General features: G+C 63.5%; 21 protein-coding genes. 11 read left to right on the top strand and 10 right to left on the bottom strand.

The features are described 5' to 3' along the window. Positions 1–324: 324 nt before the first annotated feature. Positions 325–525: a hypothetical protein gene (locus QME84_03395; protein ID MDI6873313.1), complete on the bottom strand. Its 201-nt coding sequence runs from the start codon at positions 523–525 to the stop codon at positions 325–327. Between the two features lie 333 nt (positions 526–858). On the opposite strand from QME84_03395, the gene QME84_03400 reads away from it, so the two are divergent. From QME84_03400 to QME84_03410, 3 genes are all read left to right on the top strand, one after another. Then, complete coding sequence (locus QME84_03400; protein ID MDI6873314.1) at positions 859–1,263, top strand: hypothetical protein; 405 nt, start codon at positions 859–861, stop codon at positions 1,261–1,263. 503 nt (positions 1,264–1,766) lie between these two features. Beyond that, on the top strand, positions 1,767–4,148 hold the full coding sequence (locus QME84_03405) for an FAD-dependent oxidoreductase (GenBank protein ID MDI6873315.1): 2,382 nt from the start codon (positions 1,767–1,769) through the stop codon (positions 4,146–4,148). Continuing rightward, positions 4,135–4,947 (top strand): metallophosphoesterase, encoded by an 813-nt coding sequence (locus QME84_03410; GenBank protein ID MDI6873316.1) that lies wholly within the window; start codon positions 4,135–4,137, stop codon positions 4,945–4,947. Before QME84_03405 ends, QME84_03410 begins: the two co-directional genes overlap by 14 nt. Here the strand turns inward: QME84_03410 and QME84_03415 are convergent. Continuing rightward, on the bottom strand, positions 4,944–5,381 hold the full coding sequence (locus QME84_03415; GenBank protein MDI6873317.1) for a response regulator: 438 nt from the start codon (positions 5,379–5,381) through the stop codon (positions 4,944–4,946). The genes QME84_03410 and QME84_03415 overlap by 4 nt on opposite strands. 389 nt (positions 5,382–5,770) lie before the next feature. Between QME84_03415 and QME84_03420 the strand changes: the two genes are divergently transcribed. The 3 genes from QME84_03420 (at position 5,771) to QME84_03430 (ending at position 9,298) form a co-directional block, all read left to right on the top strand. Next, positions 5,771–7,306, top strand: a complete 1,536-nt coding sequence (locus QME84_03420; protein MDI6873318.1) for a radical SAM protein — start codon at positions 5,771–5,773, stop codon at positions 7,304–7,306. 525 nt (positions 7,307–7,831) lie between these two features. Further along, positions 7,832–8,410 carry a hypothetical protein gene (locus QME84_03425; GenBank protein MDI6873319.1) on the top strand — a complete coding sequence of 193 codons (579 nt, stop codon included), beginning with the start codon at positions 7,832–7,834 and terminating at the stop codon, positions 8,408–8,410. 162 nt (positions 8,411–8,572) lie between these two features. Further along, positions 8,573–9,298: a DUF72 domain-containing protein gene (locus tag QME84_03430; GenBank protein MDI6873320.1), complete on the top strand. Its 726-nt coding sequence runs from the start codon at positions 8,573–8,575 to the stop codon at positions 9,296–9,298. Positions 9,299–9,336: 38 nt separating this feature from the next. Here the strand turns inward: QME84_03430 and QME84_03435 are convergent, their stop codons facing one another. After that, a complete protein-coding gene (locus QME84_03435) occupies positions 9,337–9,771 on the bottom strand; it encodes a HEPN domain-containing protein (GenBank protein ID MDI6873321.1) in 435 nt (144 codons plus the stop codon). A gap of 1,093 nt (positions 9,772–10,864) precedes the next feature. On the opposite strand from QME84_03435, the gene dapF reads away from it, so the two are divergent. Further along, complete coding sequence (dapF, locus tag QME84_03440; GenBank protein MDI6873322.1) at positions 10,865–11,728, top strand: diaminopimelate epimerase; 864 nt, start codon at positions 10,865–10,867, stop codon at positions 11,726–11,728. On the opposite strand, the gene QME84_03445 is transcribed toward dapF, so the two are convergent. Further along, a complete protein-coding gene (locus QME84_03445) occupies positions 11,725–12,300 on the bottom strand; it encodes an FmdE family protein (protein MDI6873323.1) in 576 nt (191 codons plus the stop codon). The genes dapF and QME84_03445 overlap by 4 nt on opposite strands. 208 nt (positions 12,301–12,508) lie before the next feature. After that, on the bottom strand, positions 12,509–13,519 hold the full coding sequence (locus QME84_03450) for a VOC family protein (protein MDI6873324.1): 1,011 nt from the start codon (positions 13,517–13,519) through the stop codon (positions 12,509–12,511). Positions 13,520–13,795: 276 nt separating this feature from the next. Between QME84_03450 and QME84_03455 the strand changes: the two genes are divergently transcribed. From QME84_03455 to QME84_03465, 3 genes are all read left to right on the top strand, one after another. Next, the gene (locus QME84_03455) at positions 13,796–14,854 is read left to right on the top strand and encodes a DUF2804 domain-containing protein (GenBank protein MDI6873325.1); all 1,059 of its coding nucleotides are present in this window, start codon (positions 13,796–13,798) and stop codon (positions 14,852–14,854) included. 196 nt (positions 14,855–15,050) lie between these two features. Beyond that, positions 15,051–15,557 (top strand): hypothetical protein, encoded by a 507-nt coding sequence (locus QME84_03460; protein ID MDI6873326.1) that lies wholly within the window; start codon positions 15,051–15,053, stop codon positions 15,555–15,557. A 275-nt stretch (positions 15,558–15,832) separates the two neighbouring features. After that, positions 15,833–16,804: a methylenetetrahydrofolate reductase gene (locus QME84_03465; protein MDI6873327.1), complete on the top strand. Its 972-nt coding sequence runs from the start codon at positions 15,833–15,835 to the stop codon at positions 16,802–16,804. 21 nt (positions 16,805–16,825) lie between these two features. Here the strand turns inward: QME84_03465 and QME84_03470 are convergent, their stop codons facing one another. Both QME84_03470 and QME84_03475 read right to left on the bottom strand, forming a co-directional pair. Beyond that, the gene (locus QME84_03470; protein MDI6873328.1) at positions 16,826–17,458 is read right to left on the bottom strand and encodes a PHP domain-containing protein; all 633 of its coding nucleotides are present in this window, start codon (positions 17,456–17,458) and stop codon (positions 16,826–16,828) included. Between the two features lie 2 nt (positions 17,459–17,460). Continuing rightward, entirely contained in the window at positions 17,461–18,111 is a 651-nt protein-coding gene (locus QME84_03475) for a PHP domain-containing protein (protein MDI6873329.1), read from the bottom strand. Positions 18,112–18,407: 296 nt separating this feature from the next. Between QME84_03475 and QME84_03480 the strand changes: the two genes are divergently transcribed. Further along, positions 18,408–19,199: an alpha/beta fold hydrolase gene (locus QME84_03480; protein MDI6873330.1), complete on the top strand. Its 792-nt coding sequence runs from the start codon at positions 18,408–18,410 to the stop codon at positions 19,197–19,199. 264 nt (positions 19,200–19,463) lie between these two features. Here the strand turns inward: QME84_03480 and QME84_03485 are convergent, their stop codons facing one another. The 3 genes from QME84_03485 to QME84_03495 form a co-directional block, all read right to left on the bottom strand. Continuing rightward, positions 19,464–20,666, bottom strand: coding sequence for a glycosyltransferase (locus QME84_03485; GenBank protein MDI6873331.1), 1,203 nt, complete (start codon positions 20,664–20,666; stop codon positions 19,464–19,466). Positions 20,667–21,315: 649 nt separating this feature from the next. Beyond that, complete coding sequence (locus QME84_03490; protein MDI6873332.1) at positions 21,316–21,834, bottom strand: flavodoxin domain-containing protein; 519 nt, start codon at positions 21,832–21,834, stop codon at positions 21,316–21,318. Positions 21,835–22,145: 311 nt separating this feature from the next. Further along, positions 22,146–23,663 (bottom strand): long-chain-fatty-acid--CoA ligase, encoded by a 1,518-nt coding sequence (locus QME84_03495; protein MDI6873333.1) that lies wholly within the window; start codon positions 23,661–23,663, stop codon positions 22,146–22,148. Positions 23,664–23,738: the final 75 nt, after the last annotated feature.

Consider the following 23,738-nt stretch of genomic DNA (forward strand, 5'->3'; position numbering starts at 1 on the left):
GGTGGAGGTGGCCGAGCAGGCCTGAACCCCTCCTTCCGGTTAAGCGCCCCGGACTTCTTTTTAAGGCCCTTGCGAGCGTTAACTGCAGATGGAGGTGGAGCTGGGGAAGGGGAAGCTGGGGAAGAAGCTGGTGGAGGTGGCCGAGCAGGCCTGAACCCCTCCTTCCGGTTAAGCGCCCCGGACTCTTCGGGCGGGGAGGATAAACTATTGTACTTTAGTTACCGATCAGATGGAAACCGGCCCCGCCGCCGGTGAGATGGGGGTCATTTCGAAGTCTACCCTCTCTTCCACTTCAAACCGGCCCCGCCGCCGGGGGAGGCGCGGTCAGGACTTGATGAAGCCGGTGGGCGGTTTCCCCTTCTCGGCTACCTCGATTATCAGCCGGTAAGCCCTCTCGAAGAGCTGGAAATAGGAATCAGCGTCCCGGTATTTCTCGCGTTCCTCTTCCCCGGCGAACTCCAGGTAGCTGCGCACCAGGTCCAGGGCCACCTCGGCCTGGGTCTTGGAAAATATGCCGTCGGGCATGGTCTCCTCCTGTTTTTCTCGCAAGAGATGGCGCATTCCGCTTTAGCGGTCCCCGCCCTCCGGCGGACGTATTCCGCCCACCCTTTCCGGACCGCACATTCCTTTTTCTTACCAGAAGGGAGGTCGTATTTCAAACGCGTCCGTCACGCCGCGAGGGCAAGCCGACCGGCTACAGGGTTGGCGGAAGACAACCCCGGACATATGATATCCGTATGCGCCGCGCCTTAAGGGTCGTGGGCGCGAGCCACCCCACTAGGTCACGACCGGCGGGGATCGCGAGGAAATGGAGGCGCAGTCCGGTTTTGTCCGGACCGTTTCTTGAAAGGACAGGTTTTGGGTTACTCTCTGGCCGTTTTGGTATTTTTTGCCACGCTTGGCGTTCTTATCTTCCTCTACGCCCTCCACTTCCGGCGGCGCGCCTTCATCCTGGGTCCCGATAGGCTGTGGTCCGCCCTCTCCCGAGCCCTGGAGGGCGAGGAAAACCGCTCCCAGGAGGAATTGGAGGAAGCGGCTCGCGAGCTGGAGGCCAGGTTCGGCCGGGCCGTCCTGTTCTCCTGGGTACTCCTCGCCCTGAATCTCGGGGCCTGCCTGATCCTGACCTTTTTCACCATCCAACCCGCGCCGGCCCTCGCTCTTTGCGGACCTGCCGTCTTTCTCCTGTCCTCCGCCCTCTCCCTCGAGCTCCTCCGGGAGCTTCCCCGGACCCTACTGAAAGGGGGGCGGGATCGGAACCAGTGAACCGCGCTGCGCTCGCGCGGCGAGAGTGTTAAGTCAAGTGGAAAGGGCATGCCATAGTGATCACAGTAGTTTCAACGCTGTTGGGAGAGGGAGCAGGATAAGGAGACCCGATCCGTTCCGCTCCGTGGGGAAAGCGGAGAAGACGGGCCATCCGGAAGGAAAGCATCGCTACCATGAGGTATATTAACCATAGCCGTTGCGCCTCCGCACGGAGACCGGGAGTCGGGCCGGGGCGAAGTTGAAGAGACGTGCGCTACATCGCCCTTGACCCGGGGGCGGCGATCGGCCGGAAACCCGAAAACGGCGGGCGGAAGTGGAGCGAATGAAGCGAAGATATACCCATGACCCATGAGCGTTTTGCCCCGCGCGGGGAGCGGAACGGGAACCGGGGCGGCGGGCAAAGGGGGGCGCGATAGGTGCCCAAAACTCCGGGGCAGCGGACGACCGTTGAAGGGGAGCTGACGGAAAGCGAATACATCCATGGGCGAAACGGGAGGATCCGGTTGAGGAAGAGGGGCCTTCTTCTTTTCCTTCTGGCCATGGCAGCGTGGACGACCTTCGCCGTGCTCTGCCGCCTGGAAATGGCATTCTGGGGAGCGGCAGCCGCCCTGGCCCTCTCCTTACTGGTGCTCCTGCTCCTTCCCCGCGGACACAGGTTCAACATTCTTTCCGCCTTCTCTCTGCTCTTCTTCGCCGTGGCCACCGCCGCCGTTCCGGCTTTGGGAGAGACCCTCACGAACCGCCTTCCCAATCTGCTTGCCGGCGGGTTCGCCACCCTGTGCATCATGGCCGGCTACGGGGCGCTGGAGGGGGCGCTTTTTCCCGCTCACTTCCTGGAGCTGGATTACCCCGAGAGCATGCGCCGTAGCCCCATCCTGCGCCGGGCCTTCTGGGTGGTGACCCTGGCCTGGAACCTCCTCTTCCTCGCCGGCCTGGTCGCTGGCCTGGTGAGCATGCTGGCCTTGCGGGAATCCGCCGCCCTTCTGGTGTCCTCCACTTTCGCCATCGCCCTCTTCGGCCTGGGCATCCTGATCACCCCGCTTGTCCTTTCCCTCCTTCCCAGGCGAATGGAGGTGAGGCTGGTGGAAAAGGGGCCCCTGGCGCCCAGGTGGAAGCCTCCCCTTCTCACCCCGGGGACTTCCCGTGCCGCCAACGAGTTCGACGCCGTGGTGGTGGGTTCGGGCATAGGGGGCCTGGCCTGCGCCGCCCTCCTCTCCCAGGCGGGCATGAAGGTCCTGGTGGCGGAGAAGGGAAGGCTGGCGGGAGGGTATTCCCAGACCTACGAGTGGGAGGGTTATCCCCTGAATTCCGGGCCCACGGTGCTCCTAGGCGGCGGGGAAGGCGGAGTCCTCAACGCCTTGCTCCGGAGGCTCGACCTGGAGCACAGGGTCCCCATGCGCCGCCTCTCCTGGGGCATCGCCAACGGCAGGCTGGCCCTGCGCCTGGGCCAGGGGGCCGAGCCCGATATGGAAAAACTTTCCAGAAAATTCCCCACCTGCAGGGAAGGGCTGCAGCGGCTCCTCTCCGACCTCCGGCGCTTCCGGGGCGAGCTGAGGGACCGCGCCGACTACCTCTCCTCCCCCCTCCCCTCCAGCATCGAGGATTACCACGAGCAGTTCATCCGTCATCCCCTCTCCGCGCACTGGCAGAACCTTTCCTTCCGGGAGATGCTCGAGGATTACCTGGACGACGACCGCCTGGTGGACCTCCTGGGAAGGCTTTCCACCATACTGGGAGGCGAGCCCTCCACCTTCCCCGCCTACGAGGGGGCGCGATTGCTGGTCTCCCTGTTCATAGACGGCATCCACTATCCCGCGGTCCACATGTCCGGCCTGGTGGAGGCGCTGGCGGAAAAGGTTCGCCGTGGGGGCGGGAGGATAACCACCTCCTGCGGCGTGGAGGAGATACTCCTGCGGGGTGAGGGCACAGCATCCGTGCCCCTCGGCGTCCGGCTGGCCGACGGTACCCAAGCGCGAAGCGGCGTGGTCATCCTGGACGTGGACCCCCGCAGGGCGGCGGGAGGGCTTCTCCCTCCCTCTGCACTGGGGAGCGACTTCCTGCGGGAGATGGAAAGGCTCAGGCCCTCGCCCTCGGCCTTCCTGCTGCACCTCATCTTCGAGGAAGAGCTGCGCATCCCCGATCGTGTGTTCCTCTTCCCGGCCCGGCCGCGGCGGGTGCGCACCGGCGACACCTTCGTGGAAATCGACTCCCTCATCCTCTCCCGGGAAGCGTCCACCAAGGCCCCCCATGGCGGTTGCGTGCTCATGGTACGGGCAAACATACCGGCCGCGTGCTTCCCCGCCTTCGAGGACCAGCGGGACTCCGAGGAACTGGGGACGGAGCTCACCGCGCTGGTCAAGGAGGAACTGGCCTCCGTGCTCCCCGCCGTGAAGAGGGCGGTGAAGGAGTTCGTCACCCTGCCCACCCACCTGGCGCGGCTGGCTTCCCACGGGCAGGGAGCGGCCTTCGGGTTCGCCCCCCTGCTGACCCAGTGGTACTTCCGCCGCCCCGGACCCCGCCTCGCCCCGGCCAACCTCTACCTGGTGGGGGGCTGGAGCCGCTACGGGGGCGGCCTGGAGGGGGCGGTCCTGAGCGGGGCGGTGGTGGCCCGCGAGTTATGCGGAGAAAGCCCTTACGGATCGGCCGGTCCGTCATCCGAATACGCGGCTGTGAGAGCTCCGGCCGGAGAGGGTGCGCCGGGAGGCCGGAGCGGAGAGATGCCGGACGAAGAGGTGGGTACCGGTAAAGAGGCTCGGACCAGGAAACGCTCGAGGGGAAAGAGGGAGGACGGCCGCAAGAGGCGGTCGCTGTCGGGCTCGCTCCGGCGCGGCCGGCGGGCCGAGCGGGAGGAGGACGGGGAGGACGGGGAGGATGGGGAGGACTGAACGCAGGTTCACCATAGCCCAGATATCCGACCTCCACTGCGGGGACTTGAGGTTCGACCCCCGACTCATGGACAACTGCATCCGCGCCGTCAACGCCGTGCAACCCGACCTGGTGGTGGTGGCCGGGGACCTCACGGCCAACGGCTACCGCGAGGAGTTCGAGGAGGCCCGTGAGTATATAAGTACCATTGAATGCCCGCGCAAGATAATCATAGCCGGGAACCACGACTGCCGGAACGTGGGTTACCTCCATTTCGAGGAGCTCATGGGTCCCCGCACCTCCAGCATGAGCTTCTCCCACAGCGGCACCTGCGGGAAACACCTGAGCGAGCGGGTGGAGGTGGTGGCCGTGGACTCCAACAAGGCCGACCTCGACGACGGAGAGGTGGGCCGCCACAATTACAGCTTCATCAGGAAGGAGTTCTCCGCGGAGGTGACCTTCAAGGTCTTCGTGCTTCACCACCACCTGGTGCACATCCCGGGGACGGGCAGGGAGAGGAACATCGTCTGGGACGCCGGTGACGTCCTGCAGGTGCTCAGGGACACCAAGGTGGACATCGTCTTGAACGGTCACAAGCACGTCCCCTACGTGTGGCCCCTGGACCGCATGTACCTTATCACCTCCGGCACGGCCTCCACCTGGAGGACCCGGGGCTTCACCCCTCCCTCCTTCAACCTCATCGAGATAGTGGGGGAGGAGATAACCGTGCACATGGTCTCCAGCCCGGACGGGGAGAGGCGCACGGAGGTCTTCCCGCGCTGGTGGTGTCACGAAAGGTTCGCCAGCTACGGGCGTTAAGCCTGGCCGGGGACCGTCTTTTCCTCGCCCAGGACTTTCTCTATCCTCTCCAGGAGGTCGCTGAATACGTAGGGCTTGGCGATGTAGTCCGCGGCCTGTAGCTTCCTGGCCCTCTCCACGTCCTCGGGTCGGTTCTTCACCGTGGAGACAATTACCGGGATGGAGGCGGTCTCGGGATCCGACCTCAGGTCCCCCATGATCTCCCACCCGCTCCTTCCCGGCATGAGGATGTCCAGGACGACGAGGTCGGGCCTTTCCTCCCGGCACCTCTGGACGGCCGCCTTGCTGTCCATGCAGGAGATTACCCGGTATCCCTGCCTGGAGAGGCGGCGCTCCAGGAGCTCCACGATGACCTGGTTGTCCTCGATGATCATTATCTTGCCGCCGGGCATGATCGAACACCTCTCCCCCGAGGAGCAGGAAACTCCTTCCATCCGCACCTTCTCCATTATAGGGCAGGCGGCGGGCAGATTCCCACCCGCCGGGTATAGGAGTGTGGCCGTTACTTCGTGTCCTTCCCCGTTATTCGCCGGAGATAGTGGGTATAAGAGTATGAGAATGAGGTATGATTTGGGGAAGGGTTCTGGTAAAGTCCGGAAGGTAAGGGGGCGGGTAATGCCCACTCGGAAGTCAAGGGCCGATCCAGGGCATGAAGGGGCGGGAAGGGAACCATCGGATAGCAAACCAGTTCCCGCTCCGGCTTGACTTCGAACCCGGGCGGGAAGGAACCATCCGAACCCGTCCGGCGTCCGTTGAGAGGAAGTTCGCCGGGGCACCTGTTGAAGTCAGCACAAGGGAGACCACAGGGGGGTAAAGCGTCGGGATGCCGGAAACGGAGAAGGAAAGGAAAGGCGAGAACATGCGCGTCACGCTCATCGAACCCAAGGCGCCGGGGGTCCACGTATACGCCAAGTTCAAGCTCCCTCGCCTGGGGCTGCCCCTCCTGGGGGCCATGCTGGAAAGGGAGCTGGGAATACGACCTACCATCTATTTCCAGGAACTGGGGGGCATCAACTGGGAAGCGGTGGCCTCCTCCGACCTGGTGGGCATCTCCACCATCACCCCCACCGCCCCGGAGGCCTACTCCATTCTGGAGGAGGTCAAGAGGCGGGGCGACATACCCGTGGTCATGGGCGGGCCCCACGTGACCTTCCTCCCCGAGGAGGCCCTGAGCAGAGGGGCCGACTTCGTCATCCGCGGCGAGGGCGAGTACTCCTTCCTCGAGCTGGTGAGGCGCATTCGGGAGGGGCGGCGGGACTTCGACGACATCCCCGGCCTCTCCCACCGGGACGGAGAGGGGTTCCGCCACAACCCCGTGGTCCCCCGCGTGGACAACCTGGACGACCTGCCCTGGCCGGACCTGACCCTCATCCACAACTGGGAGAAGATACGCATCCTCCCGGTGATGACCAGCCGGGGATGTCCCTACAACTGCAAGTTCTGCTCCGTGACCAAGATGTTCGGGCGGCGCTACCGCTTCCGGGACACGGAAGACGTCCTCGCGGAGCTGGAAGCCCTCCACCGCCGCAACCCCAAGGCCACCATCTTCTTCTACGACGACAACTTCACCGCCAACGTGCGGCGTACCAAGGAACTCCTCCGGGGAATGATAGAGAGAGACCTTCGGGTGCGCTGGACGGCCCAGGCTCGGGTGGACGTGATCAGGGACCGGGAGCTCCTGGGGCTCATGCGCGACAGCGGCTGCCTCTTCCTCTACCTGGGGCTGGAGTCCATCAACCCCAAGACCCTGGAAAGCTACCGCAAGGAGCAGACGGTCCAGGACATCGCCGAGGCGGTGAAGGTCCTCCACGACTATGGCATCAAGGTACACGGGATGTTCGTCCTGGGTTCCGACGAGGACGACGTGAAGACCATCCGCGAGACGGTGCGCTTCGCCCGGAGCCTCAAGATAGACACCGTCCAGTTCCTGGTCCTCACCCCGCTTCCTGGCACCGAGACTTACGAGGAACTTCGGCTCCAGGGGAGGATACTCATCGAGGACTGGTCCAAGTACAGCGGGCACCACGTGGTTTTCAACCCCCGCAACATGACCCCCTACCAGCTGCAAAAGGAAGGGTCCATCCGCTCCATGCGCCGTTTCTACTCCACCTGGCAGTGTTGGAAGCTGGGGCTGCTCTTCCGCTGGAAGGAGATGGCCCTCTACGTCTACGCCCACCACGCCGTGAACCGCTGGCGCTCCCTCAATCGGGACTTCCTCAAGGAACTCAAGCAGAGGGGGTTCCGCATCCGCAAGCCGGGCACGGAGGATGGGAGCGCCGATGAGGGACAGGTTTCCTCCGGGGCGGAGATGGGGGGAGGTCCCCAGTCAGTGACACCCCTGAACCACAAGTCGGCATGAGAGCCGGGGGAGATAATCATGCCTCCGAACATGGGTCGTTCGTTGCCGGATTTATGCTGCTTCATGCATATAAACACGCGTGTGGCAATCACTCCGATCATGGGTCGTCCGTGAGTTCCTGGACGATCCCGTTCCATCACCCTGGCGTTCAGATGGAGCGGATTCGGACAGGAAAGGAAACGAATACAGGAGGAGCGGGGAAAGCTTGGGTCATCCGCGTAGCGTGAAAGTGGGGCGAATAGCGATAATCGTCTCATCGGAAAGGGCAGGCCCGCACCGGAGTTGAATATAATAAAGGTTCGTAGAAAAGGGGTCGTGTGGTCCTTGGGACTGCGGGCTTGAGGACAGCGTGGAACCATAACCGTCCCTGCTGCGGGCCAGGAAACGACAAGTGGGTCCGGGTCCAACCGCAACCGGGTTACGGAAGGGACGGGGCGTAAGACGGCTGTCCAGAACACAGCTTTCGGTGCGCAGGGAAGGGCGCCCGGGAGAGGCGCACGCGAGGAATCATGGAGGTGTTGGAGCATGAGGAAATACCTGGTGGTAATGCTGGCGGGGCTCCTGGCACTCACCGCGGCCGTCACCATAATCGGCTGCGGAGGCGAGAAAGACCTGGAAACGGCCAAGTCTCTAATGAAGGACGGAGACCTCTCCTACGACAAGGTGGAGACGGCGAAGAGTACCCTGGAGGAGAAGCAAGCCGACATAGCGAAGTCCCTGCTTTCGGGAGATAAGTCCGGCGTCACGCCCGAACAGATGGAACAGACCAAGGAAGATATAGGCAAGATCGTCTCCGGGGTGAAGGCCGACCTCCAGGCGGCCAAGGCCAGCTACGAGCAGATCCTCCAGCTGGAAGGCGTGGAGAAGTACAAGGAGTACGCGGAGAAAATGCTCGAAGTGGTGGAGAAGGACGAAGAGCTCCTGGCCCAGGTGGAGGCCCTGATCGCCAAGTTCATGCAGATGCTGTCCTCCATGCAGCCTGGAACCATGCCCGACCTGTCCGTTCTCCTTGAGAGCGAGGAGATGAAGAAGATAAACGAGCTTTCCGAAACTATAGACAACCTGATGAATGAGGCAAACAAGCTGAAGAAGGAGCTGGAATAGGAGGACTCCGGGCCAGAGGGAAGAGCAGCTCGCGGGCCGGGGGCATTTCCGCCTCCGGCCCCTTTTGATTTATTTTGTTATAAAATATTTAGCAGTACTTGCTGGTGCGGCTTTTACCGCCGGTAAACCAGACATGTTCGTTCGGAACAGGGGTGTTTCACCTTGGAACTCAAGGTCGGCTGCTGCGGTTTCCCCCAAGCCAGATCCATCTACTACCAGACCCTTCCCCTGGTGGAGCTGCAGAAGACCTTCTACCAACTCCCCAGGGTGGCCACCTCGTTGAAGTGGCGGCAGGAGGCGCCTCCCCACTTCGAGTTCACCCTCAAGGCCTGGCAGCTCATCACCCACCGGCCCTCCAGCCCCACCTACCGGCGGCTGACCCATCCCATCCCCGAGGAAAAGAGGGAGGCTTACGGGTCCTTCAAGCCCAGCCCGGAGAACTACCAGGCCTGGCAGGAGACCCTGGAGGTGGCTCACGCCCTGGAGGCGGAGATCGTGGTCTTCCAGACCCCGGCCAGTTTCGGGCCCGGACCCAAGAACATCGCCCAGATGCGAGAGTTCTTCACCACCATCGAGCGCGACGGGCTGAAGCTGGCCTGGGAGCCGAGAGGGGCCTGGAGCCCGGAGGAGGCGGGCAAGCTGTGCCGGGAACTGGATCTCATCCACGTGGTGGACCCCTTCCAGGGTCGCGAGAAGTGGGGGTCGATCATCTACTGGCGCCTTCACGGAATCGGGGGCTACAAGCACCGCTACACCGACCAAGAACTTAACAAGCTGGTTACCATCCTGAAGAAGAGCAAAAAGAAAAGAGCCTACGTCCTCTTCAACAACATTTACATGTGGGAGGACGCCCAGCGTTTCCTGGAGATATGGGAGAAGCGCAACTGAGCGCCGCGCCCCGAGCGTTTTCATCCCCGGGTGGGAAGTCACAGGTCCCAGGCCTCGTCCCCTTCATCCTCTTCGGCTACAGAGAATCCCATCATCCCTGCCACCTCCTCGAGGAAGGAGCGCGCATCGTCCAGGCAAGCGGAAGCGGTGACCGGGTCCGCCTCCATGTCCCCGGCGACGAAGACGCGGCGATATAACTCGGCCACCACGGGGAGAGCCCTCCGGTTCTCGGGGCTCAGCCCGTTCTCGAGGGCGGCTTCCCTGAACCGGCTGATGACCTCCTCCCAGGTAGTGACCTCGCCCTCCCTCCCCACCAAGGCGGCGCGGGCAGCGTAGATCATGGCCAGGAAGGAATTGGTGATGCACTCTCCCGGCAGGTCGCCGAGGAGCATCTCCTCCGCGACGCGGAAGGTGAGCAGGGCCTGGCTCATCCATTCCTCCCTTTCCTCGTCGCTGCTCCAGTCGAGGTTCAAATCTCCTCCTTTTACGCCATCAATGTCTTGTTGGGGTCCCCTCGTTTTTCCCTCGCGCGCCGTGAGGGCCTCGCCGTCCTTCCCCGATTAGCCTCCACGCCGGTCAAAAGGGGCGCCCCCCGGTCGAGCCCCGGAACCCCCACATCTCTTCTCTCCACGGATAGCATCCCTGGCCAAGGACCTTTCACCTTGGAAGGCGCTCAACGAGCTCCATCATTACTTGGCTCTTTGGATAGAATCCCGATCCAAGGAACTCCACCCAACATCATAACCTGATTGGCATGCGAACGACATCCGTGATCCTGGTTACGGGATGAGGAAGGGTTAATGCGCTTGGACTACGCAGGCCGGCCGTGCCCCGCATGCCAACCATGTCTAAGACCCGCACGACGGACGAGCGACATCCACGAAGTCCGGCTTTGCGTGCAGAGGGGACCAAGCACCGGCCACAGACATCGACCGTGTCCCGGTCCACGTTCTGTGGTATTTTGGGAGCAGCCAGGAACGCGTTCATGGAGGCGGCACTAAACATCCAGGGGTCCGTTTCTTTCCCTCCGGAACCAGGAAGCGGAAAAGGTTTCGCGAGGATATGGAGGTTCGTCTTGACAAGGCGACCGGGAAATGACTGAACGACGTAGGTATACCATGTGTTTGGCAGTATTGAACTGGAAACCATCGGCTTTCGTCCTGCAAGATTTCCATTTTCGGTCAACCTGTCGAGAGGACACTGGGCTCCTCAGGCATCAGGATACGGAAAAAAGTACTACCGTTTGGATATGCCGGGGAAGCAAAAGAGCAGGATAAGAAGAGTTCATGTCGAAAGGCGGCTATATCGTTAAAAAGATGGTGAGGGAGCCGGGAGCTGGGTTGGGCAGCTCGTCCTTGTAAGTATTCAGGAGACGCAGAGTATATCGTTAAAGATGGTGAGGGAGCCGGGGACGGAGGCCCTGGTTCTTCAACATGCCATCCCGGGACGGTGCGGCTCCGTCGGTGAAGGGTGGCTTTGGCGAAGCCAGGTGGTGCGTCAACTCCCTTGGATTCCGGGACGGTACGGCTCCGTTGGTGAAGGCAAGGAACGACTCAGGAGGGAGAGGTGGAGTTCTTCAAATATCACAGCCTGGGCAACGACTTCATCCTCATAGACGCGCTTAAATCTCCCGTGCGCCTCTCCCCCGAGGACATCCGGATGCTCTGCGACCGCCACCTGGGCATAGGAAGCGACGGCATTATCCTCATCGAACCCTCGCAGAAGGCCGCCTGCCGGATGGTGAACTACAACCCGGACGCCAGTGAGGCGGGGGTGAGCGGAAACGGCCTCCGCTGCCTGGCCAAGCACCTCTACGACACGGGCGGCTACACCGAAAAGCGCATGAGGGTGGAGACGCCCTCCGGAATAAGGGATATCACCATCCACACGGCCATGGGCAGGGTGACCACCATAGAAGTGAACATGGGCAAACCCGACTTCCGCCGCTCCTCCATACCCATGAAGGGCGAGGGGGAAGAGGCGGTAGACCAGCCCCTGGAGGTGGGCGGAAGGCGGCTGAACGTTACTTGCCTTTCCATGGGTTCCCCCCACTGCGTCCTCTTCCTGGAGGAGCCGGACGGGCACCTGGTACGGGAACTGGGGCCCGCCCTAGAGAACCATCCCGTCTTCCCCCTGCGGGTTAACGTGGAGTTCGCCCAGGTGATAAACATGTCCGAGATGAGGTTGCGCTCCTGGGAAAGGGGGGCGGGCGAGACGCTGGCCAGCGCCGCGGGAGCGGCGGCGGCGGTGGCGGCCGCCCTGCGCACCGGGAGGTGCAAGAGGAAGGTCCACGTTCAGCTTCCTGGAGGGCTCATGGAGGTGGAGGTGACCCCGAAAGGCGAGGTGCTTACGCGGGGACCGGCCCGGCGCGTGTTCAGGGGAGAGCTGGACGAGGACTGGAAGGAGAGAAGCCGCATCATCCTGGCTTAAGGAACCCGGACGGCTTCGGCGCAGGGGATGCACAGCTTCTTCCCGTCCACCTCCACCAGGCGGGTTTGCATGGTGGGCTCCCCGCAGCGCTCGCAGGGCACCGAAGGATGTATGACCGCTTCCTCCGGGAGCCGGAAATCCACCTCCTCCACCCGGAAGAGCTCCTTGAGGGGGGCTTCCAGCAATTTCCGCAGCACCCTCTCCCTCCTCGCCGAAGGCTCCTCGTCACCCGGCGGGGGAAAAGCATCCGCCCTCAGGCTTACCCTCACCGCTTTGCCGGGGTGGCTCCTAGAAGCGAAGGTGAAGACCTGTTTCCCATGATCACGGAAAACCAGGTTTCCCTTGCCGAAGGTGCAGCCGGCCAGGTACTGCACGGCATCCACGCTGCAGGAATCGTTTTCCACCACGCAAACCAGCTCCTCGTCCCGGGAGCGTTCTAGGCCCATCCTATCCATGGCCGCCCGGACGGCCCGGTACCCCAGGGCCAACCCCGGGCACAGGTGGCCGTGGAATCGGGCCGTCTCCTGCAGGTCCTCCGGCACCTTTACGTCACCGGGAATATCCATTCTCATCATCTCCCTTTATGTGTCCCAGGCCTCGACAGGTTGACCGAAAATCGTAATCTTGCAGGATCAAACCTGGTGTTTTCCCCATACCATAAAGGCAATCAAACGGTACATCTACGGCATTTGTCAATTTACGGTCACCTTGCCGAAATAATGAAAAGTCGTCTACTTCGATGCCCTGATGATATCCTCAATCGGAAGATGGGGGCCTGATTCAGAGCAGCCTCAGCCTGGCCGCCGCCTTGAGCGGCCAGACCAGGGCGCGTTTCATCAGGCGTGGGGAGGCGTGCATGACCTTCTCCACCTCCACCAGCTCCACCACGTTGCCGTCGGGGTCCTTGAGGTAGGCGAAGGAGCCGATGGTCCCAGAGCCCATGTCCACGCGGGTGGGGGGATGGTAGAGCTCCGCGCCACGGGCCAGGACCTGGTTGACCGTCCCCGGGAGGTCAACGACGTCGAAAGCCATCTCCATGAGCCCGATGTCTCCCCACCTCCGCCCCTCGTAGATCACCTTGCCGTGGTATTTCGGAGTATGGACCAGCTTGATTACCGCGCTCTCCAGGAGGGGCAGGGCGCTCTCCCCCTCCGGCCGGTGCCTGAGGACCACCATCTCCGTCTCCTTGCCCCCGGTGACCGGCTCCATCTCGGGAAGCGAACCCCGGAACTCGTAGAGGGTCTCCTCGAACCCCAGCACCTGGCGGTAGAAGGACAGGGACTTCTCCATGTCCCGCACCCCCAGGGCCACATGGCGGACCCCTCCCACCTCGGGCCTCCTTCCTCCCTCCTCCTCCACCAGCTGGATGAGGAGACCGTCCGGGTCCCGCAGGTAAGCGTACTTCTCGCCTCTCCCTTCACCCCATTCCATCCTCCTCACCGGGGTGAGGAAATCCACGCCCTTCCTCTTGAGATTCAGGTAGAGGTCGTCTAGCCGGAAGGCCTTGAGTCCCAGTTCCAGGTAACCGATGTCCCCCCATTCCACCGGCTGGGGGGGATCCTGGGGCCGGGTGGAGGTGTGCTCGATGAGCTCTATGGCCGCCCCTCCCCTCACGTTCATGGCCATGAGGGCCCGCATCTCCACCACCGCCCCGACTATGGGGGCCATCTCCTCCAGGTAGCTGGTCTTGTCGCTGAGCTTCACGCGGAATCCCAACAAGTCCCGATAGAATCGGTAGGTGCGCTCGGTGTCGTGCACGCCCATGCCCACGTGCTGGAAAGCGGTGATCATCCGTCATCCTCTCCTTTCCCGGTCCGTTCCGAAGCCCATCGGCCGGCTCCCCATACTTCCCCATACTTTATACCCACATCGAGGGACAAGTTACGTCGCTTATGCGAGAATGGGAGACGAAAATGGTGATGGAAAGAGGGTAGCGGTACATCCGGAGGTCGCCGTAAAAGTTCGCGTCCGCTCCGCGAAAGGGCACGGGAAGGCATGAAGGGCGGCGCGGTCACCCGAATACACCCCCGACCACGAGCCGTGCAGGTACAGGGAAAGGAGGGCGAGATGGAAAGAGGGTTGCGGGAGATGAAGGAGACGCCTCCGCGGCTGGTGGAGGGCGGCCAGGTTGTGGACTTCGGCGTTTTTCGGGAACCCTTCCGGGAACTCAATATCAGGGAGGCGGATATTTTCCGCCTCAAGCACCCCCGACTGCAGCCTTTGGCCGCGCTGCGCCTCAAGGAATGGCAGCATTTCGGGGTCATCCACCCGGAACATTACCTGGGGATGGTGGTCTTCGACGCCAAGTTCATGGGGGTCTCCTTTATCTACCATTACCGCCGGGGCACGGGCGAGATACACGAACACTCCCGCCAGGCCCCGGGAGCAAAAGCCCGCGTGGCGGAGTCGGTTTGGAGAGGAGAATGCTCCTTTTCCGCCCGTGGCTACTCCCTGCGGGTGGAGAACCGCCTGGAGGACGGCTATCACCGCGTGCTCCTTAACGCGGAGTCCCGGGGCATCCCGGGCATCCGGGGGGAATTCCGCATGCTCGAGGACCTGTCCCGTTTCCAGCCCCTGGTAGTGGTGAGCCCCTTCGCCCCCAACCGGCCCCTGTACACCCACAAGGCGGCCTGCCCGGTGGAGGGGCGGGTGACGGTGGGCGAGGAGGTCATCGAGCTGGACCCCGCCCGCGACGTCTGCTTGCTCGACGAGCAGAAGGCCTTCTACCCATACCGGAGCTTCTGGAGATGGATGACCTTCGCCGGGTACGACACCGGGGGCAGGCTGCTGGCCGCCAACCTGTGCCACAACAACATCGCCGACGACGAGCGATACAACGAGAACTGCTACTGGGTGGACGGCTGCATCTACCTGACCGGCGCGGCGCGTTTCGGCTACAGCGAGGCGGACGTGCTCGGTCCCTGGTTCATCCGGACCACGGACGGCTCCGTGGAGGTGGAGTTCCGGCCCCAGGGGGAACGGGCGGAGAGGATACGCGTGGGCCCGCTCCTCTCCGATTTCCACCAGCCCTTCGGGCTCTTCCGGGGGAAGATGGGCTCGGGAGGGGAAACGTACGCAGTTGAGGACCTTTTCGGGCTCTGCGAGCACCACGTGACCCGGTATTGAGAGGGCTGGTAAAACACGCGCCCGGGATCGACGGCAAAGCTCTTCTAGAGTCCGGCCACGTGACCCTGCATTAAGAGGGCTGGGAAAGCGCGGGCAGGAGTGAAACAGATTCGAATAAGTAAGCCCCTAAACGCCGCCTCCCCGCTTTCTCCGGCGGAAGGCCTCCCATGTTAGAATGGCCGCAGGAGGTGATAGCATGGAGATGCTCGTCTGCCCAGCCATGTCCGTGGACGATAAATACCGCACCCTCTACGCCGCCCTCATGGGCGTCTTCAACGACATCGCCCAGTACGCCACCTCCAGGCTTAGCCCCCGGCAACTCCAGGACCTGGTCAACGCGGCCATGCACGGCGTGGGATGGAGCGCCGGCAAGCGTCTGGTGAGGGTCTATCGCCTCAAGCCCACGGTGGAGGACGCCATGAAGCTCCTCCTGCTCCTCAACAACGAGTCCCTGGCTTACCTTCCCAAGCTGAAGCAGATCTACGCGGAGTTGGACGGCGACGTGGGATACCTCACCATACGCAGGGACCCCTGGTATGACTGGTACTTCAAGCACCTGCCCATCAACTGCGAGGAGAGCTGCTCTCAGCACGAGTTCACCGGCCTGGTCTCCCACCTGGGCGGCGATTTCCGGATAGAGGTGCTCGAGTCCCTTCCTCGCGGCGACGAGCGGTGCCGCTTCCGGATCACCATGGGCAGGTGAATGCGGGACCGGGAAGGACGGCGAGGGGGAAGGGAGCCAGCGCACCGGGAAGCGCCGCCCCCTGGACGGCGCGGAGTTCGAAGGAAGAGCGATGCCGGGGGCCCAGACGATCCTCGGGGGACCACAGATCGCGGCCGCGGACGAGGTTTAAATGGGGTGGAGAGGTACCGGAGACCCTCCCTGGCCATCGAGGTACCAACAGTCATAATCGGTCCTCTCTTCCATCTAAAAAGGAAGGGCGAAACAACTTACGGGCCATCGAGGTATCACCTGTCATGGCCGGAGATGACGCGAAGAACGGCAGCGGAGGGGCGCCGAAGGGAAACGCGGCGAGCGGCGAGCTCCCCGGGGAGGAAAGGGAATTCGCCGGCCCTACCCGGCTGGCCGCCGCGCTGCGTTCCGGGCGCTTCGCGGTCACCTGTGACCTCCATCCCCCGCGCGGCACGCGGATGGATGACTTTTCCAGGGAAGCCCTGCTCCTCGCCCCCCTCGCCGACGCCGTCTTCGTGACCGAGTCCCCGGGGGCCCGCCCCCGGGTGAGCAGCCTGGCGGGGTGCATCCTCCTCCGGGAGCTGGGGGTAGAGCCGGTCCTCCAGCTGACCTGCATCCGCTCCAACCGCATAGCCCTGAAAAGCGAGCTCCTGGGCGCCGCCGCCTGGGGGATATACAATCTACTCCTCCTGGGGGGCGACCCCGCCCGCCTGGGCGACCATCCGGAGGCCGTGGACGTGCGCTGCCTGGGCACCCCGGGCCTCATCGCCCTGGCCGCGGGAATGCGCAAAGGCGGCCCAGAGGTGGAGGGCGGTTCCCCGGGGATCCCCTTCCTCATCGGGGCCGCCGTGGACCACCGGGGAGGCCGCGCGGAGTTGGAGCGGGCGCGGGCCAAGCTGGAGGCGGGCGCGGACTTCCTGGTCACCCAGCCGGTTTTCGACGCCGCCGCCTTCGCCGGGTGGTGGGAAGAAGCCCGCGCCGTACTGCGGGAGCCCTCCCTCCTGGCCGGGGTACTGGTGCTGGGGAGCGCCCGGGCGGCGAGGTTCCTCTCCGGCGGACTTCCCGGCGTGGAGGTTCCGGGGGAAGTGATCCTGAGATTGGAAAAAGCTGCCAATCCAGACTTGGAGGGGGCGGCCCTGGCCGCGGAGACGGCGCGGGCCCTGCGCGAGATACCCGGCCTTTCCGGAATCCACTTCATGAAGGCCGCCCCCGCGGAGTCGGTTCGCAAAGCCGTGACCCGAGCCGGCCTGGTTTAGGCGAAGTGGCAGGGGAAGTACTCAGACGACTTCCCGGCGCAGCTCCTCCAGGTAGGCCCCGTAGAACCTCCCCTCCCGGAGCTCCCGGATGAGGTCCTCCTCGGTTCTTATCTCCCGCTCGAAGACAGTGACGCACTTCCCTACCTGCCAGAGGGCGTGCGCGTCGCTTCCTCCCGTCCCCGGCTTCCCCCACTCGCGGGCCAGCTCCTGGGCCTGGAGGTTGCTGCGGACCTTGTTGGCCCCGTTGTGGGTCTCGATGGCCACTATATATTCGGCGATTTCCCGGGGGAAAGCGTGACAGTGCCCGTGCTTGGGGTCCCACCCCCGGCAGGGATGGGCGGGGATGATGACCGCCCCGTCCTCCTCGACCATCTCCACCAGCTCCCAGAAAGTGGTAAGGTGGTACCGGGTGTCCCTGCGGAGACCGAAGACCAGCATGTCCCCGTAGTCGGTGTAGATCTCCACCCCCCGGAAGATGGGGTACCCGCGGTCCCCGGCGTACTCCAGCATGCGGTCGGCGCCGCGGTGGGAATGGTGGTCGGTGATGCAGATGGCGTCGATGCCCAGCTCCTGGACCCTCTCCAGGAGCTCGTCCGGGCCCAGCTGGGAACATATGGAACCCAGGTTGGTGTGGATGTGCAGGTCTATGATCAAGGCTACCTCCAGGGGCGGGAAAGCTCTATCCCCTCTACCTCGTGCGCGTAGGCGGCCCGGCACCTGCCGGCCTTTACCTCCCGCACCAGGTCCTCCTCGCACTCGACGTCCCGCTCGAAGACGGTGAGGCAGCGCCCCACCTGCATGAGAAAGTGGGCGTCGCTCCCCCCGATGCCGGGGATGCCGTACTCCTGGGCCACGGCCTCGGCCCTCAGGTTGGCCTCCTCGGTGTTGCCCCCGTTCTTGACCTCCAGGGCGTCCACGTGGGCCAGAAGGAACTCGGCCTTATCCCGGCCCATCTTGTCGTGGAAGCCCCGGTCGCTGCGGCAGGGATGGGCGGGGATGATTAACCCGCCCGCCTCCCTCACCTGCCGCAGGAGTTCCTCGAAGGGCACCCGCAGGGGGAAGGACGGCATCTCCAGGCCGAAGACCAGCATGTCGCCGCAATCCGTGTACACCTCCACCCCGCGCAGCACCGGAAACCCCAGCTTCTTTCCCAGCTCCCAGGCCACCTGCGCACCCTCCATCTCCTCGTGTTCCGTGACGCACACGGCGTCCAGGCCCAGCTCGCAGGCCACGTTTATGAGCTGCCGGGGATCGATGCGGGAGCAGGGGGAGCTGACCGCGGTGTGCACGTGCATGTCGATGAGCATGACTTTTTCGCCTCCTCCGGCCGTGCTGTGGTGCGCGGCCGGGGATATTCTTTCACAAACCGAAGGCACTTTTCAACAAAATCGATCACTTGCCAGGGAAAAGTACCCCATCCACATGCCGCAGGGTAACTATTTTCCATTATATGGCATCAAGGCCTGCCCGGTCCCCGCGTCCCGAGCGGTGTGATGGTGCCTTCTCGAGGGACTCTCATTTCTTGCCCGATTGCATCACCTTCTCCAGTCGGAGGGGGGCGGGAAGACTGCTTCATCTACATGCTTCGCTTTATAATTTCCCCATGGAAAGCGGAGTGAACCGGGACCTGCCCGAGGAGGGCATGTTCGCCGCCTACACCGTCCAGATCCTCCGGAGGCCGGTGCGCACCGAGGACGGCGTTCTTTTGGACACCCTGCGCCTGGGCCGCTTGCCGGAAAGGGGGGTCATCCTCTGCCACGGCTTCGGGGGGAACAAGAACATCCGAGGGCTGGTGGCGCTGGCCCAGGAATTATCCCTGGATTACACGGTGTATACCTTCGACTTCCGCGGGCACGGCCTTTCGACAGGCCGCTCCACTTTCGGCTACCGGGAGGTGCTGGACCTCAAGGCGGTGGTGGAGCTGGCCCGGGGCGACGGAAACCGCAAGCTGGCCGCCCTGGGCTTTTCCATGGGCGGGGTGGTGGTCATCCGCTACGCCGCCCTCTACGGGGGGCTGGACTCCACCCTGGCGGTGAGCGTCCCCGCCGACCTGTGGTCCGCCCGCGCCCCGGGGGCCAGGCTTATCCGCCTGCTCATGGGCAACCCCCTGGGGAGGCTGGTGGCCCGCATCCGGTACCGGGTGGCCGTGGATGCCTCCTGGAAGAAACAGGCCTCCCCCGCCGAGCTGGCGCCCCTCACGGGCCCCCAACCCCTGACCATCATCCAGGGGGAAGACGACTACATCTTCGAGGTGGAACAGGCCCGCGAGATAAAGCGGAGGGCCGGGGACCACTGCCGCCTGAAGACCTTCCCCCGCTTCGGCCACGCCGAACAGGGCTATGGACCTGAATTCCTGGCCTACGTGAGGGAGGTTCTGGCCAAGGACCTACGGTGACCGGCGGCGTTTAAGACCGCTTCTTCGCGAAAGACGAATCCCCGCCCGCGGCGGCACGGAAAACGACGTCGGTATGTGTCACCTGACCCCTTCTCCCGGTAAGGGCGATGGCGCGAACAACACGCTCCGCGGCTTCCTCCCGCCGGAGTCAACTACGCCTTCCAGGCGTGGAGGGTCAGGCCCCGGTAAAGATCGCTCTTTTTCGTCCGGGTTCAGGAAGGATGTCGCGGGATACCTCGGAGGCGAGGTCAACCACGCCGATGCTCACCCGTTTTCCACCAGGTCCAGGAGCACCTGCTCCAGGCGCTCCACGCCCTTCTCCCAGGAGAAGCATTCCTCGGCCAGCTCCCGGGCGCGTTCCCCCAGCCGGCAGCACAGCTCGTCGTCCCGGAGCAAGCGGACCACGGCCTCGGCGAATTCCTGGGGATCGTCGGCGATAATCATATCCTCCCCGTTCCGAGCCTCCACTCCTTCCGCCCCCAGGGAGGTGGTCACGATGGGGAGCCCCATGGACATGGCTTCCAGGATCTTTCCCCGGAACCCGCCCCCGATGCGCACCGGGTTGACGAAGACCTTGCTCCGCTCGAAGTAGGGGCGCACGTCCTCCACCGTGCCGGTGACCACCACCGAGGGATCGCGTCGGGCCAGCTCCAGCAGGTCGGGGGTGGGGTCCTTCCCCACCACGTAAAAACGCGCCTCCGGTACCCTCTCCCTGATACGCGGCCACATCGATTCGTGGAACCAGAGCACGGCATCACGGTTGGGGTCGTGGGGGTAGTTCCCCAGGAACATGACCGCCTCCTCGCGCTCGCATTCGCCGGACGCGCAGAAGTGATCCACGTCCACGCCGTGGGGAACCACCTCGATCCTGAGATCGTGGCGTATGTCCAGAAGCTCCTGCTTCCCCTCAGGGGTGAGGGTGAGCACCAGATCGGCGTCGGCGTACATGTCGAACTCGAACTTGCGGAGCCCCTTGAGGTTGAAGAGGGCGGAGATGCCCTCGCGGGAGAAGCGCTGTACCCTCCAGGCCTTGCGGCGCGCCAGGGAGTAGCACTCGTGCACGGACATGACCCGCTTCATGCCCGCAAGATCCGGGTTGCGGAACAAGTACTGGGCCACGGCGGAGTACTCGGAGACCACCACGTCGTAGCGGTGCCTTCCCACCATTTCCCGCAGGCAGGCGTACATCTCCGGGGAGTAAGCGTTCAGGAAATAGATGGGGACGGGCGAGAAGAGGAAATCCCAGGCCTTGCGGGGGAAAGGCCGGGAAGGAGGCATGGGCACCCCCCGGTAATCCAGGCAGAAGCGGGCCACTGTGTCCTGGTATTCCCGCTCCTCCTCGGAGACAAAGCAGAGAAGGGAAACGTTGTGTCGTTGAGAGAGGATGCGCACGCGGTTATACACCAGGATAGGGCCCCCGATGACCTTCTCGTGGGGCAACGTCTTGCACAGGAACAGGATGTCCATCTTCCTCACCTTCCTCGTTTCCTCCCTGGTTCCCGTTATCTTCCGTCTTTACAAGCCCTCCCGTTCAACGGCCCTTCCCTTCTCCGCCTTTCGCTCTCCCTCTTCTTATCAGCCTGGTATCTACCCCGACCTTCCCTGTCTTCTGCCACCGGACCATGCCCTTCTTCCGCCAGTGGTCCATTTCCTCGAGGCGACGCACCCGCATCGCCATCCTTGCATCGGCAAGAAAGCGCCCGCCTTTTAGCCTTCGGTATCACGGATGTTCCGGCGTTGAGCGACGGGCATCGGCATTCGCGCTTTCAGGCCCGAGTTCTTTTCTAACCTATGCAGGACCGTGAGGAGCAAGCCCGTTATATACCACGTCGAAGAAGAAGGCGCCCGCAGGAACCAGTGGGTTTGCCCCAGGGTCAGGAACATGGTGGACACCCCCTATACTTCCCCTCTTGTCGTAGAAGTAGGGCAAGGAGGTGTCCAGGTGAAAGGTTCAGTTGGAATCACCGCAAGTATCTACCACACCAGGCTTCCGCACCTACGCGCCCTGGAGAGGATGGCCAGGTGCCTGGACCTCTCCAGGGCGGCCGGGACAAGGCTTCCGGATTTCGAAGAACACCTTCTGAAGGTCGACCGTGCCGGCCGGCTTTCCGGAGCCTCAGGGCATGGCCTCCTTGACATGCTCGGCTATGGAAGAGGCCCAGGCTTCCACTTCCCCCCACTCGCGAAAGTCACCCACCGGTGCCTTGACCTTGTCAATCACCTTCCTCTCCAGGGACCCAAGCTCCCCGGGTTCTATCTTCCCCTTGAAGAGGGCGATGTCGAGGGGTTGAAGGGATTCCAGAAGCGACCGGAGGGGTTTCGGGGAACGCCAGCCGCTGGTCAACTCCTCCGGCTCGCCTTCGCCGGTGGGACCGCTGGAAAAGACCCACAGCGGGACCTTCGCCAGTTCCTCCCGCCACCTCTTCAGGAACTTGACGGCGGACTTCAGCCAGCGGCCGTAGTACACCCCGCTCCCCAGGACCACCGCTCCGTAACCGGATATATCTTCCACCTCGCCGGCAGGGATCACGTCCGCCTCCAGGCCCGCCTCCCGGAGCGCGGCCCCGATCCTCTCCGCCAGCTCCCCCGTGGCCCCGTGCTTTGTCCCGTAGGCCACCAGAACCTTCCCGCCCATTGATTTTCCTCCCTTCCATAAGCCGCGGAAAAAGCGAGGGCCCTTTACGCTAAAACCCGCGTCGGCCGTCCTCGTGTCACGCCGCTCTCCCGGCGAGTCCCCGTTGCTTTCCACGTCCAAGCGTTAATCGAAACGGTTTGAGGGCCCGCCATGAATATACCGGTCTCACGCGGGGCTCTCGTTCCCTCCCACACCCATGCTTCCCTTCCGCGCAGGAAATTAAATATGGTAAATGATGGTATCCCGATGTCGGTGCACATAATGACGCCCTCCCCGGGGATACCGGGGAGGGCGGTGCGGGTAGTCAGTTCTCATCGAGCCAGGCGGCGCAGCTCCCGCTTAAGGATCTTCCCGATGGAGCTCTTGGGAAGGGTTTCCAGGACGCGCACCTCCTTGGGCTGCTTGAAGGTGGGGAGGTTCTCCCGGCAGAAGGAGAGGATCTCCTCCGGCGTGGCATCGGCACCGAACTTGAGCGCCACGTAGGCCACGATCTCCTCCCCGTAGGTGGGATCGGGCACCCCGATGACCGCGGCCTCGGCCACCGCGGGATGGCGGTAGATGACCTCCTCTATCTGGGTGGGCATGATGTTCTCGCCGCCCTTGATGATGATGTCCTTCTTGCGGTCGGTGATGTAGAGGTAGCCGTCCTGGTCCAGGAAGCCCACGTCCCCGGTGTGCAGCCACCCATTGCGCAGGGCCTCAGCCGTCTCCTCGGGGAGCTTGTGGTAGCCCTTCATCACCTGGGGCCCGCGGATGACGATCTCTCCTATCTCCCCCGGCTTCAACGGCCGGTCTTCCTCGTCGAATACGGCAAGCTCCATGTTGTCGTAGGCCTTGCCCACCGCCCCGTCCCGCCATTCCTGGCTGGGGCGGAGGATGGCCCCCATCCCCGTGGACTCGGTTAGCCCGTAGAGCTGGCGCATGCGGCAGCCGAACTTCTCCATGAAGGCCCGCCGGAGCTCCAGGGGAAGGGGAGCGGCCCCGGCGATGGTGTCCTCCAGGGAGCTCAAGTCATAGTGGTCCACGTTGGGGTGGTTGAGGATGAGGGAGAACATGGTGGGCACGGCGGGGAAGAAATTGATACGGTACTTCTGTATGAGGCGCATGCACTCCTCCGGCTCGTACCAGCGCATGAGGATGGCCCGCGTCTCGCGGTGCTCGGAGAGGTTGCCGGCGTTCATGGCCCCCACCCCGTAGATGTGGGCCATGGGAAGGCACACCAGGCTCACCTGGGGTTTTTCCACCTCGTTGGCGTAGTAGGCGCTCTCCGCCGAGGTGATGAGGTTGCGGTGGGTGAGCATGACGCCCTTGGGCTTGCCCGTGGTTCCCGAGGTGTACATGAGCATGGCCACGTCGTCGGGGTCCCGGTCCTCGATGTCCAGGTGGGGGGAGTTCTCCTCCAGGAGCCTCTCGTAGGACAGGGTGCGCTCGGAGTCCTCCCCGCCCACCACGATGATATGCCGCACGCTCTCCAGGCCCGACGCGGCCTCCAGGACCTTGGGGGCGATGATGGTATCGGTGATCACCGCCGTGGCTCCCGCATCGTCCAAGATATAGCGGAACTCCTCCGCGGTGAGGACGAAGAGGATGGGGAGGGCCACCCCCCCGATGCGGAACACGGCACCAAAGGACTCGAAGACCTGGGGGCAGTTGGACATGGTCACCGCCACCACGTCTCCCGTCCCGATGCCCAGCTTCTTCAGCGCGTTCCCCAGGCGGTTGGAGTTCTTGATGGTCTCCAGGTTGGTTATTTCCCTCCCCTCGAAGACCATGGACACCGTCTCGCCCAGCCGGTGGTAGTGCTCCTCTCCCAGCATGGCCACGTTCATCCTTGACCTCCCTCCCTTCAAGTCCACGCGGAAATCAAGGCTTCTCGACCCGAAGATCCAGCCTTCCGGCTATAA

The organism is Actinomycetota bacterium (assembly GCA_030019255.1).
In the GTDB taxonomy this organism is placed as follows: domain Bacteria; phylum Actinomycetota; class Geothermincolia; order Geothermincolales; family RBG-13-55-18; genus Solincola_A.

Excerpts from the sequence above, each read along its gene's own strand:
- QME84_03395 (MDI6873313.1), bottom strand. The coding sequence starts at position 525 with ATGCCCGACGGCATATTTTCCAAGACCCAGGCCGAGGTGGCCCTGGAC.
- QME84_03410 (MDI6873316.1), top strand. The coding sequence starts at position 4,135 with ATGGGGAGGACTGAACGCAGGTTCACCATAGCCCAGATATCCGACCTC.
- QME84_03415 (MDI6873317.1), bottom strand. The coding sequence starts at position 5,381 with ATGGAAGGAGTTTCCTGCTCCTCGGGGGAGAGGTGTTCGATCATGCCC.
- QME84_03420 (MDI6873318.1), top strand. The coding sequence starts at position 5,771 with ATGCCGGAAACGGAGAAGGAAAGGAAAGGCGAGAACATGCGCGTCACG.
- QME84_03425 (MDI6873319.1), top strand. The coding sequence starts at position 7,832 with ATGAGGAAATACCTGGTGGTAATGCTGGCGGGGCTCCTGGCACTCACC.
- QME84_03445 (MDI6873323.1), bottom strand. The coding sequence starts at position 12,300 with ATGAGAATGGATATTCCCGGTGACGTAAAGGTGCCGGAGGACCTGCAG.
- QME84_03450 (MDI6873324.1), bottom strand. The coding sequence starts at position 13,519 with ATGATCACCGCTTTCCAGCACGTGGGCATGGGCGTGCACGACACCGAG.
- QME84_03455 (MDI6873325.1), top strand. The coding sequence starts at position 13,796 with ATGGAAAGAGGGTTGCGGGAGATGAAGGAGACGCCTCCGCGGCTGGTG.
- QME84_03460 (MDI6873326.1), top strand. The coding sequence starts at position 15,051 with ATGGAGATGCTCGTCTGCCCAGCCATGTCCGTGGACGATAAATACCGC.
- QME84_03465 (MDI6873327.1), top strand. The coding sequence starts at position 15,833 with ATGGCCGGAGATGACGCGAAGAACGGCAGCGGAGGGGCGCCGAAGGGA.
- QME84_03475 (MDI6873329.1), bottom strand. The coding sequence starts at position 18,111 with ATGCTCATCGACATGCACGTGCACACCGCGGTCAGCTCCCCCTGCTCC.
- QME84_03480 (MDI6873330.1), top strand. The coding sequence starts at position 18,408 with ATGGAAAGCGGAGTGAACCGGGACCTGCCCGAGGAGGGCATGTTCGCC.
- QME84_03485 (MDI6873331.1), bottom strand. The coding sequence starts at position 20,666 with ATGGACATCCTGTTCCTGTGCAAGACGTTGCCCCACGAGAAGGTCATC.
- QME84_03490 (MDI6873332.1), bottom strand. The coding sequence starts at position 21,834 with ATGGGCGGGAAGGTTCTGGTGGCCTACGGGACAAAGCACGGGGCCACG.
- QME84_03495 (MDI6873333.1), bottom strand. The coding sequence starts at position 23,663 with ATGAACGTGGCCATGCTGGGAGAGGAGCACTACCACCGGCTGGGCGAG.